Origin of the sequence: Cedecea neteri NBRC 105707 = ATCC 33855 (assembly GCF_001571265.1) — a bacterium.
GTDB classification, from domain to species: Bacteria; Pseudomonadota; Gammaproteobacteria; order Enterobacterales; family Enterobacteriaceae; genus Cedecea; species Cedecea neteri.
On the sequence record NZ_BCTL01000078.1, the window covers coordinates 1 to 15,538 of the forward strand.

Below are 15,538 nucleotides of genomic sequence, written 5' to 3' on the forward strand. Positions count from 1 at the left end.
ATGAACCGTTTTGCCGGGATACTTACATAAACACTTCAGTATGTAGTAAAAAACCACGCAGCTGCGTGGTTTTTTGTTATCGGTCAAACTTTACCGATACTCTCAAAGCTCGAACCAGTGAAGGCGCGGGTCTTCGGCAATAAACTCAATACTAGTGATAGATTGACCTGACTCATCTTCTGTCCACTTTTTTTGATAAAAATCATTTATGTCCTGCCCGAATACAAAGAAATTCTCTGCTGTATAACTCAGTGGAGGGAAGACGGAAGATGATTCGCCTTCAATGAGCTGGGCCATCTTCACACTATCCAACAGCATCGATGCCATGTCATAACTTAGACAGTTTTCAACCCATTTTTCCGGTAGAAAGTCAGGTAGTGTTTTATTATCTTTTTTATAAAGATGCAGAAGTACTTGTGGTTGCTTGTAGCTACCATATCTACATATCACGGCCCTGAATTGGTAGTGGCGAATCAAATCATGAAAGAGACACGATTTTAGATGTTTGTCAAAATCGTCATCTGGAATACCAGACCAACGCGCCGACAGTCTCGTTAATGCTTGCGTATCAACATGCTGTAAAAACGAATAGCGAGCATGCAGCATTTCTGTATGTTCATCTGGAGCTTTTTTAGCCACAAAGAGTAGATGGTCAAACTTGGTTATTCTTGCCAGCGCTTTCTGGTACTCATTGGCTGTTAGTGGTGCGACAATTTTTGTTTTTATATCAATATGGTAATCTTTTTCCGCCCACAACAACCCGTGTGATTGTGCATAGCGCACGACGGGCGCGGGATCGTATTTCAGCGCCAGGCGGTTCTCACCACCAAAACGGCAAAGCGCCTCCTCAATGGTTAATTTCGCAATAGCTTGGCTTGTACGATTAATTTCGGGAATGATGGCTAAATCATAACCTCTTTGCTTAATAAGTTGCTCATTGAGCCACCGTGCATGCTTGCGGACTTCACTTTGCGTCCAGCGAATAAATGATTCATCGGGTTCAATGAGTTTTTGCTGCATTACGACGATCGGGGCTGGGTTGCGATGGCCATTTCCACTAAGGCAAGCAGGTGCGTCTAACGACTCACTATGGGCGGCTAGGCTTATACACTGCACCGCACGTTGCGGTTTGGTTTGACAACCAAAATGAGCGGAACAGGAGGTCTTTACTGGCGGCGCGTCTGAAAAAATCCACTCCTTGCTACGTATGTTGGGGCAGACTAACACCGCGCCAATCATCCGTATGGATTCGCGAAACTGGCAATGGGGATGTGAATGTTTGCCGTTGGCGCTCACGGTGACAATCCGTGGCCGCGTCCAGAGCCAAAACTGTTCAACGTCGCTTATCCCATCACTAGCATCGGAGAGAACAACTCGGCTGCCATGATGTGGTGCTTTCATAACGTCCGCTCCTAAACCCATAGGATGCTCTGAGGCAATCCATACCCAGTTTTCCTGATCTCCGGTTAGGACGATGCGCCGCCGATGGCGTTGTTCCAACACTGCATCAATCACCAATACCAATGAGGTGTTATTCACTTGGTGCTGGCCAAAAAATTCGGGTTCTGATGATGTGCCGAGCGAATCTTTATAGCGATCCAGTGTCTGGAGGGCATTATCGTCGACGGCATCGCGGACTATTTGCGGGGGCTCTGAGATGAATTGGCCCGGTGTAAGTACTGTATTATTGTCAAACATCTCCACTTCTGGTGGAAGAATATTATCCTCATCGGCGAACTGCGATGAGCGTATCAGCCACTCCAGCGGTAAGGTGGTATGAGTTAGTAATGGCTGCAACTCAGCTAGCGAGGCGCTGTAGAGCTTTTTCATCAATTTACGGGCAGGCGAAATCACCGAGATCTGCAACGCTGATTCATGACCAGTGCGATGTACATGTCCTTCAAGCGGATAGATAACAGGTATATTTCGCTTGATTGCACGTGCTTCTATCTCTTCAGCTGAGGCAACGGCCTCTTGTACGCGCGGGGCAAAAAGCCAGCTTAAACGGCGAAAGGCAGGTAGGCAAGGTAACCAGAGTTCACCAATGGTAATATTCTCATTCTCGAGAAGCTCATTTATTCCTTTACGATGGTCTGCATCAACGTGACTGAGTACCACAATATCCAAATCGGATTTATTGCCATCGCGTTTTGTATGTAAATGTTCAACGAGCGTGGGCGATAACGTTAAGCCTCCGTCGTAAAGTAGACGAAAGGTGATGTTGCCTTGCTGCCAGAATTCAATAAGTTGGCAATCACCATGACCAACTCCAAAGGTAAGGACATCAACTCGATCTGCATCAGCTAAAGTATGAGGTTCGTTTTTTTTTAAGATTCTCGTATTCTTAGACATGACATTTATCCTTGCTAGTGCCTCTGTTGGCTAGTGAATTGAGAATAATATTTATATTATGCCGCATTATTCGTTTTAGATTGATTCTTCGATACTAAGTTTTGAGTACGGATATTAGTACAGGAATAAGCAGGTAAGGTGCTTCAGAGAAGCTATTTACTAGAATAAAACCCACTTGTGCATCACAGTAATAAGTATCAAAAAGGGTTGGTGCCATTGGCAATAATCCAAGATATTCAGCACTATAAACTTCATTCATAGCAATATGTCAAATGTTCTGACTACAGCATTTACGTTTGTTATGACTGCTCAGAACCATTTTTTGGGTATCTAAGCTAGGTGAATCCTTTGAAATTTAGTACAGGTTTTATATCGGTTGTTGAAAATAACCAGGGAATGATGCTATCGGATCATTCCCTGCCCTCGTTTCAAAAAGACCTCTATCGAATGCAGTACTCAGAGATCTGAATGGCTGTTAGAGAAAGCAAATGAGGAAAGATTGGACAACCCCATTTACTACTCGGTTAGTGGGCGTATGCCTTTATACCGCCGTTACAGCTGGTCCTATTTTACGTTTCTTAGCTGTCTCTTCTGAGCGTTTATGAATTTGGGCACGCCAATTCTCTAGTGCGATAATGTCAGCAAGAAGTTCCTCTGGGTCGGGAGCTGCAACGCCGCCCGCCATAGCTTTATCATGGGCGTAGTTGGAGCATTTACTCATCCCAGCATGGACTTGTGCATAGTCATTATCGTCCACAATAACGCCAATAAGCCTTTGTGTTTCTACACCCTTTCGGAAGCGAAGAATAACCTCGCGCAGTAGAACTTCTTCTACTGCGCGTTCCCATGCCATGCGTAAGCGGAAGTATGCGTCTACTGTCTGTCGTTGGTGCTCCTGCTCATTTCCTTCTTTGTATATTTTTGCGATCAACTGTTGCTGTGCTTTTAACGCGCCAATGCGTTTACTTGTATTTTTTCCCTCGAACGGTAACTCAGGATCTGCAATACCGAAACCTTCTGCGCGGCGAGTAAGGCTTTGTGTAAATACTGTCGCACCGGCTTGCTTGGCCTCCTCGGTCAGTAAACAGAGGAAGTAGATGTCATGGGTGAAAATGATGACTTGTCGCTGTAACGCTTCATCTGCGAGACGCTTGGCCACGCGTTCGCGTCGGCGATGGTCTAGGGATGATACAGGATCGTCGAAGACTACTCCCCCTTTGCTGCCGCTTAACCCTACCTCAGCCAAAAACGATCCGAGCGCAATGGCTCGTTGTTCACCTTCGCTCAATATTTCTCCTGGAGCTCGGCTCTGTGGCAAATGAAGTTTAAGTTTGTGTAGTGCTTTTCCTCGATCTGTACGGCTTTGCAGAGAAACACTCAAACCTCCAACTCCCAATGTCCTAAATTCCCGGTTCAATGCGTCGGCTAGTTCTTTGGATACGACCTTTTCCGCGAGTTCGGATGCTTTCGTGGATATAGCATTTGTTCTGACCGCGCTCAGACAGCTTTTGAGCTTTTCTAGGTGTCCAAGCTTCGTCACAGCACAAAGCACGGCTTCCTTGACTTGGCTGAGTTTAAGTCTCGCATCCAATTCCCCAAGTTGTTTTTGCAAGGCAGTGCGAGCTTCTTCATTCGAAGCTTTTTCCAAGGCTTCAGCTTCGGCATTCAATTTGCCAGCAAGACCTTTTAACTTATCTGCCGGGTTGTCTAACGCAGGATCTAGCCCAGTCCAGTTATGAGAAACAATAGCTGTTTTGATAGCTTCATGCCGAACCGCTAATGCAGCTTCGAAAGCCCTAATATCAACTACTAATGATGGGTCAATCTCGGCTATTTCCGCCTGTGTTACTTCATCAAAGTTCAGCGTTGTAACTGCGGCATTAAATGGGCGGTATTCGTCAGCGAGTGCTTTGCGGCATGTCTGAACCGTTTTTTCGGCCTCCGCTTGAATAAATGACTCGAATCGCAGCAATCTTTCTGCGCCCTCAGCCAATGGCTGCTGGCACAACGGGCATGTATCATCCTGACTAAGATTAGGGAACAATTTATCTGGATGGGCTTCTAAAGCAAATTTCCGAGCTGCATCAAATAGTTCTCGCCACGCTTCTCCGCCTGTTCCTGGTAAAAGGTTTTCCCTCTCCTTAAAATTTTTTGCTGCGAGAGCAGCAGCTGCCTGCGCTGTACGAAATTTATCAGCAAGAGCTTTAAGCTTTGCAATAGCTTCAGGTCCAACAACAAGTCCTTTCTCGACAACGTTAGTAGCAAGTGCTGTAACGCGGCGTGAGCGTAAGCGTAATAAACCAGCTTTTTCTTTTGGGTTATTCTCTTTGAGGCTTTTCTCTAGAGTATCTCGTAATGTAAGATCTTCCGGCTTAAGTGTTGAGAGGGCTTCAATTTGTACAATGCTAGATTTTGCAGAAAGCGCTGAAATCAACTTGCCAACAGTAGTTTCACCATGTAAATGAGCAAATGCGGAAAGATCGACTGCCGATTGCTTTTGTTCCGCTTCAATAGAGGTTTTCAGTTGTTGGCATACCTTTGCAAGTGCCTCGAATACTCCTAAACCGTATGGTACATAGGAAAAGTCATCTTCATTATCTAAATAGGCGCGAGCACAACGCGTATCGAATATAGCGAAAGAAGAAAGTTCAGGTGGTGCTTCTTTTCCTTGATGCCAGGTGACCTCCTTATCAGTGCCATCAATAGCGATGCTGAATGAAGCCTGAGCATTGCCCGCTTTGACTGCTGGTAAATTAGCATTGGGATGAACTGGTTCTGACTGATCGCGAGCACGGCAAGCTTGTTTCAGAACTCGAGAATATCCCGATTTGCCTGATCCATTATCACCATAAATAATAGTTATGCCTGTTGGGCCAATCACCAATTGTTGGTTTTCCGCAATAGCATTAACATTGTGAAGATTTTTGATGGCGAATAATTTGATATTCGTGTCTTTCTTAACCTGTACTGGAATTTTATCGGCGGTTAGCGGCTTAGCTTGACGATTTTTTGGGTCTGGAATTCCAAAATTCAGTTTAAGTAACGCATATAAATCCTCATGATCCAGCGGTGTAAGCGTCTGATTAACCAATAAGCGAGACACTGCATCGCTTTGCCATGCAGGAAGTCCCTGCGTCCAAGTCAAGATTTCTTGCAATATTGTCATGGTTCCACCTGTAACTATCATTTTTGGATATGCATCAACAAAAATTCATAACTCTAGGGAAGAATAACTACAATACTCTGCCAGCGTTTCGTCTACAATTCGTGAGTTGTGACAGTGGACATGTTTTTGGTATGCGACTTTGTTTCTTACGAGCGGCCATTGTTATCTGGACAAATTGTGGGAATGGATACTTGGATGGGCGGGGAAATGATGTGTTCCCGACGTACTTTCATCTGGGCAACTGAAATTGTACGTAGAGCTTTGGGGCGAATTTTGAACACTTAGACTCAACGACTTCTGTGGGAATGATTTTTTGCTCTTGGCGTTAGTTGCGTTGCCTGCTGGTTTTTTGCTCACTTAGAGCCTATCCCATTAGGAATATTTTAATTGTCATTTTGAATCAGTCAGTGCTCAAATTCCTCACGTGCTGTATGTATTCTCCGGTTTTTCCACTGTGCCCGTGTCCAAATTGACCGGAACAATTATCCCAAATGGGATAGGCCCTTGGCATTACGAACATAACTGTACCCTTTACGCTACATCAGACATATTTCTGATTTTATCAAAACATTGGATACAGTAGTGACTCTGTATGTGTCTTTTTGATTAGATTTGATAATGAAAGGAGTATTAATTGGAATGTCTTTTCGTAGCTCGGTTTGTTGGTGTTTAACGAACAAGAAATTAAAAAATCACGATTTTAATTTAATATTATTAGATGTCCTTTTGGGTTAAAACATTAATTTCTTCACCCAAAAGGATTGCTGGTCTTAACTAAGATGATTATAGGCCTGCTACATTAATATAAAACTGCCCTTTACCATCATCCGTTTTCTGTATCCGATACGTTATTGGCAATGAGTCTTTCATGTTTGGTTTGGCGAAGGTTAGATCAGCAGCACACTGATAAACATCAAGACCTGACTCATGACTTACTGTCCTGATGTTTTCTACAGAAATTCGGACATCCTTATCTAGTGTCATCCCTTTCTCTATCGTTTTCCGCGCTATATCAACGACCAGATTCTTGGCATCATCACTGTTGCATTTGGGTGTCTTATCACCGCAACCAACCATTAAACCCGCTGCAATCAGCACCAGAAGTATGTTTATTTTCATTCATTGTTCCCTTCAATTCAACGTGGTTGTCTTGTTACTTTTTGTTGTATTGGCCATCCATTAAGCCCGCCGCAGAAGCCCCGCAGTATCCTTCGCAACCACGAGTCATAATGCTGGTTTTCCCATTATTCATCTCACTGAGCACGGCAACACACTGGCTGGAACTGTCGCTCCAGACCCAACGGCGTTTCTGATTCTCACCAGCAGCTATTTGTTGTGCTGCACCTTCCATGTTGCAGGTCCCTGATCCATCTTTGGCTGATGCGTTGATGCTGAAATCCGCATTACCTTTCCCTGGCTTTAGAGTTAAAACTGCACCAGGTTTAGAGTACTGAGCAGCTAGTGCCGGGAGGACTAAGGCTGTCAGTACTAATGCAGCAACTATTCTCTTCATCATTGAATTCCCTGTTAGTTGATACGAATGTTTTTGGTGATTTTCCCCAGTGCCAGCGGCCTGCGTTTTTCCACAAAGAAATAAACTACGTTGAATGCTGATTTGCGGTGATTCCCACGACCGAGGGATGGCCAGTTGCGAAAGGATTCAATTTGTTCTTCTGAGTAGGGAGTATCTGAGAAGTCAAACAGGACAAGCAGGGCTTTGCCATCGTGCTTCATCAGTTTCTTCACTTCCGTGCTATTGACGGTTGCGGAGACATTGGAACGAGCGGCTGATGGCTTACGGACGGCAAACTCAACGGCCACATCGTCAATGACAAAATCAATGAAACCATGCCCGGATACCGTTCCTGGTAGTTTGCTTTTTACTTCTGGCGAGACGTTATCCGCAAACCAACCCAGTAAATAGCAACGTACTAATGGCAGTAGTTCACGCTCGCTACATTCATTCAGACGCAATGTTTTGACAAATTCGCGCCGGTAAAGGGAACTAAAAAAATACTCAAAGCATTCCGTTATTTCTGTAATGGTCGTCGCCATTGTTGTCTTCCTTACTTACTTTGCCGCGCTGACTTAAGGGCATATCTTTCGGGCCATAAGTTCTCCGGCGTCGTTTCCAGAGCATCTGCAATAATACGTTCCGCACGAGGGTAATGGCGCTCCAGAGCATTGTTCAGTGTGCGGGGAGCGAGTCCATGGCTGCGTGAAAGGGCCGCAAGAGTAAGCCCGCGTTTGTGCAGCGCAGCCACAATATGGGCGCGATGCCAGTTCCCGGAACTTTCGTTGCCCCGGTTTTTCTGCGATGCTGTTGAGTTACACACTGTATTAACTCCATGGAATCAGTACATAGATATTAAATGCAAACAAAAGATACCTTTCAAGTATTTTTATTATCTTTTTGTGGTTTTTAAATTAATGCATTGAAATCTATAAGAATTTAGATGAGTAATGTAAAGGCTAATATGGACAAAAAAACCTTACCTTCCACGGTTGCTGATGAACCCAGAGACTGGCTGACTGCTGACGAATTTACGCGGATTGAAGGGATGCCGGGCACCGCCAGGGGAGCAAGAATGCGCCTTGAAAAGCTGGCAGAGATCCACCCGGAAATTCGGCGTAAGCGAAGTGTAGGCAAAGGTGTGGTTTACCATATCAGTGCTGCTGTGATGTCGCTTGAAAACGAACGAAGCAGGGCCAAAGATGACGAATTCAGCGTTGCAGGCGCTGATAAACAGCTGAGTCTGTGGGTCCAGCTTTTCCGTAACATGTCGCCAGCATCACGTGCATTGCTGATGGAGCAGGCTTTGAAGCAGGTGACAAAAGATTTGGCCAGCCAGCACCAGGATGTATCCCTCCTGGCTGAACAAATAATGAAACTTCCCCCAGAGGAACGTGCGCGCTTGCTTGAGCAATTCAAAGACCAGTAATGAGCTTATTTACTGTGCCGGGATAGCCGCCCGATAATAAATAACTTTAACTGGTTACTTTTATTTCCAGCCACGGCAGGCAGGAGGAACCACCCCGGAACCCTGCCCACCTGCCATGGAGGTAAATCATTATGCCATTCTTCTTTAGAAATAAATATTTGGGTTAGCATATTTATATTGGAAAATTAGTTCCTTAGTGAAATTATTTGCTTTGTAAGTATATTCCTGGTAAAATGTCATTACTGGATAGTGTCATATTATTCAGTAGCTGATACATAAACTGATTTCCAACTTTGCATTTTACTTTATATCCCTTCTGACGGGAGGACGTTTATCGTCTAAAGAGTCAGTACGGGTTATGGATAATTAGTTGTTTGAGTCATCAATACAAACGTATATCTACCGGAATAAACATAATGAATATTATCCGCCAGGAAGGGCTATCTATGCCCGTAAGTCAGGAACTGATTAATATTATTTTTTCTGAAATCTGCAAGAAACCACCTCTCAAACCCAATAACTATGCCATCACCTTATTATTCAAGGATATCAACTATAGCTTTGAAAATGGTGGGTTTCATCCTGTCGAAATAAGGCTTATTTCACGCAATGATGAGTGGTATTTCGATTATATTACTGACTTCAAATATATGGGCATAGACCCGGAGCTAGAAAAAGAGATCGATATTAGCTGGAGTCAGCGCTATGTCTTCCTGTCCTATGCCGGTGATCTACCACCAGAGGAAGGGCGCGACGTCTTCACGATTTGGCAGCGTAACTTTGTCCACTATCACTTCCTGAACATCTACACCCCCACGGTTATCTGGGAAAACTAATCCCACCGCACTGATTATCCATTATTACAACGGAGAAATTATCTGTGACTGCAAACAGAGGGATACACGCGTCAGTACAAGGGGAGCTTGATAGTCTTTGCGGCGCGTACTGTCTGGTCAACATGCTGAGCTGGCTCTACGACGGCAGGGTGAAGCGCAGACCACTCATGAACCGGCTTTTCCAGGCCTACCAGCAACGGTGGCCATTACATGAATGGTTAGCTGAAGGGATAGATGAAAACCGGCTCGACTGGCTGATAAAGCAGGTACTGCAGAAAGGTCACTACCACCGCCAATTCCCGGTCAGAATCAGTAAGCCTTTCGATGAAAGTCGCGGTCTTGTTGAAGGACGCGTTTTTAGTGAAATGAGGGGGTTCCTGGCAGTAACAGACCACTCCCGCCTGATTATGCTCAGCGACCAGTTTCACTGGTCCCTTATCACCAAAATGGACGAAGAAACGCTCTGGTTCTTCGACAGCAACGGGCGTACCACCATGCCCCGCAAAACCTTCTCCTTACGCGCTGGTGCGACCCGCCGCCAGCTCTTTCCCGAAGCCATTTACTTCATCGAACGGGAGTTCTGAACATGACGACATTTACCCTGCGTGAAACCCGCATCCTGGACCGTGCCCGCGACATCATCAGCCGGTACTACGAACGTGGCATTCAACTCTGCTCCCCAGATGATGTACGACGGTGCGTGATGTATGAAATGGCCCCGCTGGCCCATGAGGAATTTGGCATCGTCCTGCTCGATAACCAGCACCATTTTCTGTACCGCGAGACCCTGTTCAGAGGCTCGATAAACATTGTTAACGTCCACCCCAGGGAGATCATCAAGCGGGTACTCAAGCATAACGCTGCTGCCGTCATCCTGGTCCACAACCACCCCAGCGGCGAGCCAGAACCCAGTGACTGCGATATCGATATGACGAAGAAGCTGCAGAAGCTACTGAAAATGCTTGATGTGCGGTTGCTGGATCACTTTATTGTAGCCGGGACTGAGACGGTGTCTCTGGCTGAGCGAGGGCTGATGTGATGCAGACAGTTACCTGGTTTAATACATGTTATAGCAGGTTCGACGCATGAGCAGGGCTGCGCTGCGCCAGGTCGCGCCGGTGGTGGAAACCACCGTGCTGGATGCCTATATCAGCGGTCTTGCCCCGTCGGGACGGCGGGGGATCACCAGCCTGTTAAACCGCAGCGCCAGCATACTCAAACGCGGTGCGGATGCAGCCAGCTACCCCTGGGAGCAACTTAGCTTCGCCGCCGTCGCTAAAGTTCGTGCGGCGTTGCTGGATGACGGTTACGCCGTATCGTCGGTCAACATGGCACTGTCAGCACTCCGGGGCGTCGCGCAGATAGCCTTTAACCTCAATTGCCTGGAGGCGGACACACTTGCCCGTATCCGGGCAGTTAAGCGTGTCAATGGCGATAATCAGCGTAAGGGGAGGGCACTCAGCCGGGAGGAGGTTCGTGCACTTATTCAGGCTGCTAAACGGCATCCGCAACGTATCCGCTGCTGCCGTGATGCCGCCATTGTTATGACACTCTGCGGCGCGGGTCTGCGGGCCGGGGAACTGGTCAGCCTTGAACGCCGGGACTATGACAACGGTATCCTTACAGTCAGGCAGGGGAAGGGGCGTAAATACCGTGAGATACACGTTGCGGCAGCGGTAGATAAAGCCATCCGCGCATGGATTAAAGCCAGTGGCGCGAAAGAGGCCGGGGATGCGTTGTTTAACCGCATTCAGCGCAACGGCAAGGGTGTCAGCCATGCTCTGACAACAACCGGCTTAACGGGCATCCTGGCGCAGTTACAACAGGACTCAGGCATAGCGCGTTTTACCCCGCACGACATGCGCAGGACCTTCATTACGCGCTTATTAGAGCAGGGCGTGGATATCAATACGGTACGCCAGCTGGCAGGGCATAGCGACGTGTCTACTACTACCCGGTATGACTTCCGTGGAGAGAGCGTGAAAATCAGCGCCAGCCGTCATGTTGAATGTTTCTAATTCGATACAGCTTGCATATATTCGGTCATTCTATATTGTGAAATTCTTACTTGTCTGCATGGAATGGTAGATGAAACTATATGAAAATGTAGTAATAGGGAATTTTCTGTATGGCCTTGGTTTTGCAGTTAGCAAACATAGCAATGATGGGCATATTCCAGGGGTTGTTAACTTACTACAGCAAACCCCATGTGATACCTTGTTAGGTGACTTGCTACTTTCATTTCCTGGTACTGTACGGTTAATTGAGTTTAAAGCAAGCCATAACCGCTCAACTAAGGAGCGTGCAAGGTATACCTCGCTATCAGCAAGTTTGTCAGATAATCCCCGTTTGACGGAGGTATCACGTATTGTGCACTGGTATGTTGAATCCACGCCATCAGCTACAGGGTTTGAAGTAGTTTTTGAACCTTATTTAGATGCATTTAGGGAAGAACGAACTACATTCAGGATGGAACTGTTTTTACAAAAAACAGCTGAGGATATTGTTTTTAAAAATGATAAAGCTACTCCTGAGGAAATTAAAAAATATCTTAAGTGGGTGATAAGAACTCAAGGTGGAGGCAAAGTTGGCACCGGAGGAGTGTTGTTTACTATTGATGGTAATGGCAAGATGCATTATGTTCAACTGACAGACCTTTTGGAGCTTCGACTCACTCACAAGGAGTGGGTGTCATTTTACGAAAATAAAATCGAAAAAGAATACAACCTACAAAAAGACTTAGAGCGTGGACGAACTAAGTCAAAAGACTTTGACGGGCCAACGTTATGAATAATAATGTCGAAAATGGAATCCAAGAACTACTTGATGGTGCCCAGAAAATATTAGATGCATCATTTAAAAATGAAGTTTATGTGAGAAGTCTTATTGCAAAACTCAATAATATTAGTGAGCGTGTCGAGAGTGCTAGCGTAAAAAATAATGGTAACATTAATGAGCTCGTTAATCATGCTCAGTCAACATTAGATGTTATTGCAAAAGATACAGCGGAAATAGCTGCAAAAAAATTACAAGAGAAATTTTTTTATGCCGATCAAGCTGCATTGAAAGCAGCAGAACACTATGAGCGAGTTGCAAAGAGACTAAATGTAAAATTTGCACTGGTTTCACTCTCTATATCATTGTTAATTGCTGCCTCTATATGGTTTGTTATGCTAAAAACATTACCTTCTCGTGAAGATATAAGTAATCGTGAGATGAAGATAAGTCAACTTAATCAGACAATTGAGAAAATGCAGGCTAACATTAAAGTATTGGAAGCCAAAGGGGGGAAAGTTCAGTTTACAAACTGTAGAGATAGCAATGGATATCTCCATTTGTGTTTTCGCACCGATATAATTAACTATCCTGATAGTTATATGAATGATGGCGATAAAAATGTTACCTGGATGATACCATATGGTTATTAGGTGAGTTATTGAGTTTTTATTATAACGTTAGATGATTTATGAATTCTTCAAAAGGAAAATTATGAACAAAATAGTAGCGTTACTTTTTTTTAGCACAGTTCTTTCAGGGTGTGTATCTCCACAGTCTTACCAGGCTCAAGTGGAACGACCTAAACAGACAGTCAAAAGGCCTTCATTCCCAGTTGATGAGTATCTTGCTCTCCCTAAGAAAGGTACTGGAGTAGTAAAAGGAGAGCTATTTGGTGTGACTCGTGGGGGGGACGTTAAAATTGGAGCAGGGACCGAAATAATCATTAGACCTTATACATCTTACCTGAAGAATACGCCATCCTATGATTACAATACTCAAACTCTTGAGCCTTTTGATAAACGTATGTTAGCGTATGATCGAAAAACACGGACTGATGCCCAGGGTAAGTTTGAATTTGATAACCTTCCTCCGGGCAAATACTCTATTTTTGGAATGTTTAGTTGGATGGCCGGTTCTATGCCGCAATTCGTTATGTTAAGTAAGACGGTTGATGTAAAGAATGATGAAACAGTCCAGGTTCAGCCATAATATTGTAGACAATTAAAGGTGGCGATTGATGCATGGAACCGCCTAGGATTAAATAGTAGTTGGACGGGGGCGTCTTGCCCCTTTTCTCCCTCACTCAATGTAATAGGATTCATAAGGTTGTCTTATTAATATTTTGACAAGGACTGAGTTGGTTATATTGTTTTACATGACAAAGGGAATGCTCACGACATTCTGTCATGACCTTCAAACAGCGATGCTCCATCAGTAGCTTTCAGCTAGACAATCATTATGGTACTAAGCTAACATTTAAATTTGAGGGATTTCACGTTTTTTCCATTTTCGTGGGGACACGGATATGATCTACGAACTTCAAGCCAGCAAATCTTGCTATTTCTTCCGTCAAAAAGCCCCGCTCACAGCAGTCGCGATCGATACTTTATTCCGGGCGATCAGAAAAGCACAATCATCACCCTCTAACAATATTTTCTCTTTAACTCGGCAGTCCCATGGAGTGGCTTTTTGGTCTGCATTATGCTTCCAATTTGATAGGACGCCGCCATTCCTGCCTGGTTCTGAGGATGTGATCGACCGAGTGACAGGGTATTTGCTGATAGTAGAGCACCGCGATTATGTCGCCATTTTCAAATCCCAGTTAGAAATTCCAGCTTATTTCTCCAAGCGATTTTTACAGCGCATCGGGGCTCAGGATGTCGATCGGGGACTGACTAGCAAAGATTCGGTATTTGCCAGGGTTAGGCTGAGGCATATGACGTTGTCCCGTTTTGCTCTGCGCAGCAAGACACTTGAGGGTGAGAATCTCCAAAATAATGTGGGTATGGCATCCTCGGCTCGATTTGCCCCTTTGGGTTATAGCTTCATTGAGGCCGATGAAAACTTCTCAACTACGCCGCGAACTGGGAGGATCTCTATCCGTGCGGATCGAGCGGGCTATGAGGAATTGGTTGATTATGCCTGCGGCATTATTGACCGGCTGCATCCTCGTCCCGGACGACCGTCTTCTTCCCCGTTTCTGGCAGCCTTCGCACGATCATTGGACTTGTCAGATCTAACTGCTAACCCTGTTCAATTTGCCGTTGATACCGCTATCCTGGGACAAGCCATTTTTGATGACAAAATCATTCGCTTGGTTAAACACGATGGCGGCGGGTATCGAGAGCTTTTGAAAGCAGAGGTTGATCCAATACTCTCAGATCTGACTGATATATTGACGGTTATAAAAAACGCTCATGGCAAGCTGCTGCTGACACAATCTGTAACAGGGCTTGAGGTAGGTGAGATCGCGATAAACAAAACAAGAATCGCTTTAAAACGCCTTACGCTGCCTTTGCTAACCGATGTATATGTCGAGAATACCCAGTTTGCACTTGGTGCAGACAATGATCGAGCTTTACTTAAGCAGTTCATAGATAAACAAGACACGTTCATTGTACTGTTTGATCAGCCACGATTTGCTTATCTTGATGGCAGCCTTTATTTGGACGATTCCTTGATCAACGGCGGTACTCAGTTCTTGGGTTATCTCTTCGGTAATGCAGAGCTTGCAGCAGTGACTGATGAGAAAGGTACCTTTTCTGCTGCACATCGCACATTTGATCGTGACTCTACATTCGGCGCAGTACTTTCAACGATAGCTCCCGAGGATGATGTTATCGTCTGCGATGATCTCGGTGATGAATGGGCTGATTTTATTGGTTTTCGGACGGACCCAGCTTCTCCAAGAGTCACTTTCTATCACGCAAAGCACGGTGAGCTGACTCTCGGCGCTAGTGCGTTTCACGTTTCTGTCAGCCAAGCTATCAAGAATCTGGGCAATCTCGCATTGCCAGTTCCAGCCATGAACAAAAAGTTCATTAGGTGGGGGCGGTTTTATACCAACAACAGGGTGAGGACAAGTATTCCTCGCACATGCCGGGGTACACATGCTGATTCCAGAAACGCTGTAGAGTTCTGCAGGAATGCTCCCCACACCTTCAAACGAGTCGCTATTGTGACTTCGTCACTAAGTAAGGCCGCAGTAGAGCAGACATTTAGGGACATTCAAGCGGGCCATACTGCCAGTCCGTATTTCGTCCAACTTTATTGGTTGCTGTCGTCTTTTTTCGCTGCGTGTACAGAAGTCGGTGCCTTCGGATGTGTGATATGCCAGGACTAAAATGGGGCTGAGATATTGACTCGTTCGTCCATCATGGCCCCATTCGCTACATTCCTCCTTGCTTATTATTTCAAATTACCTTCTGCCTCCTGACCAAACAAGCTGTTTTGGAGGCTACTTT

Annotated in this window: 15 protein-coding genes; 9 read left to right on the top strand and 6 right to left on the bottom strand. The window is 45.3% G+C overall.

The annotated features are described in order from the left end of the window. Positions 1–102: 102 nt before the first annotated feature. From CNE01S_RS22810 to CNE01S_RS24865, 6 genes are all read right to left on the bottom strand, one after another. The gene (locus tag CNE01S_RS22810) at positions 103–2,352 is read right to left on the bottom strand and encodes an MBL fold metallo-hydrolase (protein ID WP_061278850.1); all 2,250 of its coding nucleotides are present in this window, start codon (positions 2,350–2,352) and stop codon (positions 103–105) included. Positions 2,353–2,893: 541 nt separating this feature from the next. Further along, positions 2,894–5,518: an AAA family ATPase gene (locus CNE01S_RS22815; protein ID WP_061278852.1), complete on the bottom strand. Its 2,625-nt coding sequence runs from the start codon at positions 5,516–5,518 to the stop codon at positions 2,894–2,896. 783 nt (positions 5,519–6,301) lie between these two features. After that, positions 6,302–6,637: a hypothetical protein gene (locus tag CNE01S_RS22820; protein ID WP_061278854.1), complete on the bottom strand. Its 336-nt coding sequence runs from the start codon at positions 6,635–6,637 to the stop codon at positions 6,302–6,304. A gap of 34 nt (positions 6,638–6,671) precedes the next feature. Further along, positions 6,672–7,031 (bottom strand): hypothetical protein, encoded by a 360-nt coding sequence (locus CNE01S_RS22825; RefSeq protein ID WP_061278870.1) that lies wholly within the window; start codon positions 7,029–7,031, stop codon positions 6,672–6,674. A gap of 14 nt (positions 7,032–7,045) precedes the next feature. Then, positions 7,046–7,573, bottom strand: a complete 528-nt coding sequence (locus tag CNE01S_RS22830) for a hypothetical protein (protein WP_061278856.1) — start codon at positions 7,571–7,573, stop codon at positions 7,046–7,048. Between the two features lie 11 nt (positions 7,574–7,584). Further along, positions 7,585–7,854: a helix-turn-helix domain-containing protein gene (locus CNE01S_RS24865; RefSeq protein WP_072279212.1), complete on the bottom strand. Its 270-nt coding sequence runs from the start codon at positions 7,852–7,854 to the stop codon at positions 7,585–7,587. A gap of 141 nt (positions 7,855–7,995) precedes the next feature. Here CNE01S_RS24865 and CNE01S_RS22835 point away from each other — a divergent pair, with 141 nt between their 5' ends. From CNE01S_RS22835 to CNE01S_RS25660, 9 genes are all read left to right on the top strand, one after another. Next, positions 7,996–8,460: a hypothetical protein gene (locus CNE01S_RS22835; protein WP_061278858.1), complete on the top strand. Its 465-nt coding sequence runs from the start codon at positions 7,996–7,998 to the stop codon at positions 8,458–8,460. Between the two features lie 416 nt (positions 8,461–8,876). After that, positions 8,877–9,296 carry a DUF2787 family protein gene (locus CNE01S_RS22840; RefSeq protein ID WP_072279213.1) on the top strand — a complete coding sequence of 140 codons (420 nt, stop codon included), beginning with the start codon at positions 8,877–8,879 and terminating at the stop codon, positions 9,294–9,296. A 122-nt stretch (positions 9,297–9,418) separates the two neighbouring features. Next, the gene (locus CNE01S_RS22845) at positions 9,419–9,880 is read left to right on the top strand and encodes a hypothetical protein (RefSeq protein ID WP_061278875.1); all 462 of its coding nucleotides are present in this window, start codon (positions 9,419–9,421) and stop codon (positions 9,878–9,880) included. 2 nt (positions 9,881–9,882) lie between these two features. Then, positions 9,883–10,335 (top strand): RadC family protein, encoded by a 453-nt coding sequence (radC, locus tag CNE01S_RS22850; protein WP_061278860.1) that lies wholly within the window; start codon positions 9,883–9,885, stop codon positions 10,333–10,335. Between the two features lie 46 nt (positions 10,336–10,381). Further along, on the top strand, positions 10,382–11,314 hold the full coding sequence (locus CNE01S_RS22855) for a tyrosine-type recombinase/integrase (protein WP_061278862.1): 933 nt from the start codon (positions 10,382–10,384) through the stop codon (positions 11,312–11,314). A 70-nt stretch (positions 11,315–11,384) separates the two neighbouring features. Next, complete coding sequence (locus tag CNE01S_RS22860; RefSeq protein ID WP_061278864.1) at positions 11,385–12,086, top strand: hypothetical protein; 702 nt, start codon at positions 11,385–11,387, stop codon at positions 12,084–12,086. Further along, positions 12,083–12,724: a hypothetical protein gene (locus tag CNE01S_RS22865; protein ID WP_061278866.1), complete on the top strand. Its 642-nt coding sequence runs from the start codon at positions 12,083–12,085 to the stop codon at positions 12,722–12,724. Before CNE01S_RS22860 ends, CNE01S_RS22865 begins: the two co-directional genes overlap by 4 nt. Before the next feature lie 61 nt (positions 12,725–12,785). Next, positions 12,786–13,283, top strand: coding sequence for a carboxypeptidase-like regulatory domain-containing protein (locus CNE01S_RS22870; protein WP_061278868.1), 498 nt, complete (start codon positions 12,786–12,788; stop codon positions 13,281–13,283). 316 nt (positions 13,284–13,599) lie between these two features. Beyond that, positions 13,600–15,417, top strand: coding sequence for a hypothetical protein (locus tag CNE01S_RS25660; protein WP_217495788.1), 1,818 nt, complete (start codon positions 13,600–13,602; stop codon positions 15,415–15,417). Positions 15,418–15,538: the final 121 nt, after the last annotated feature.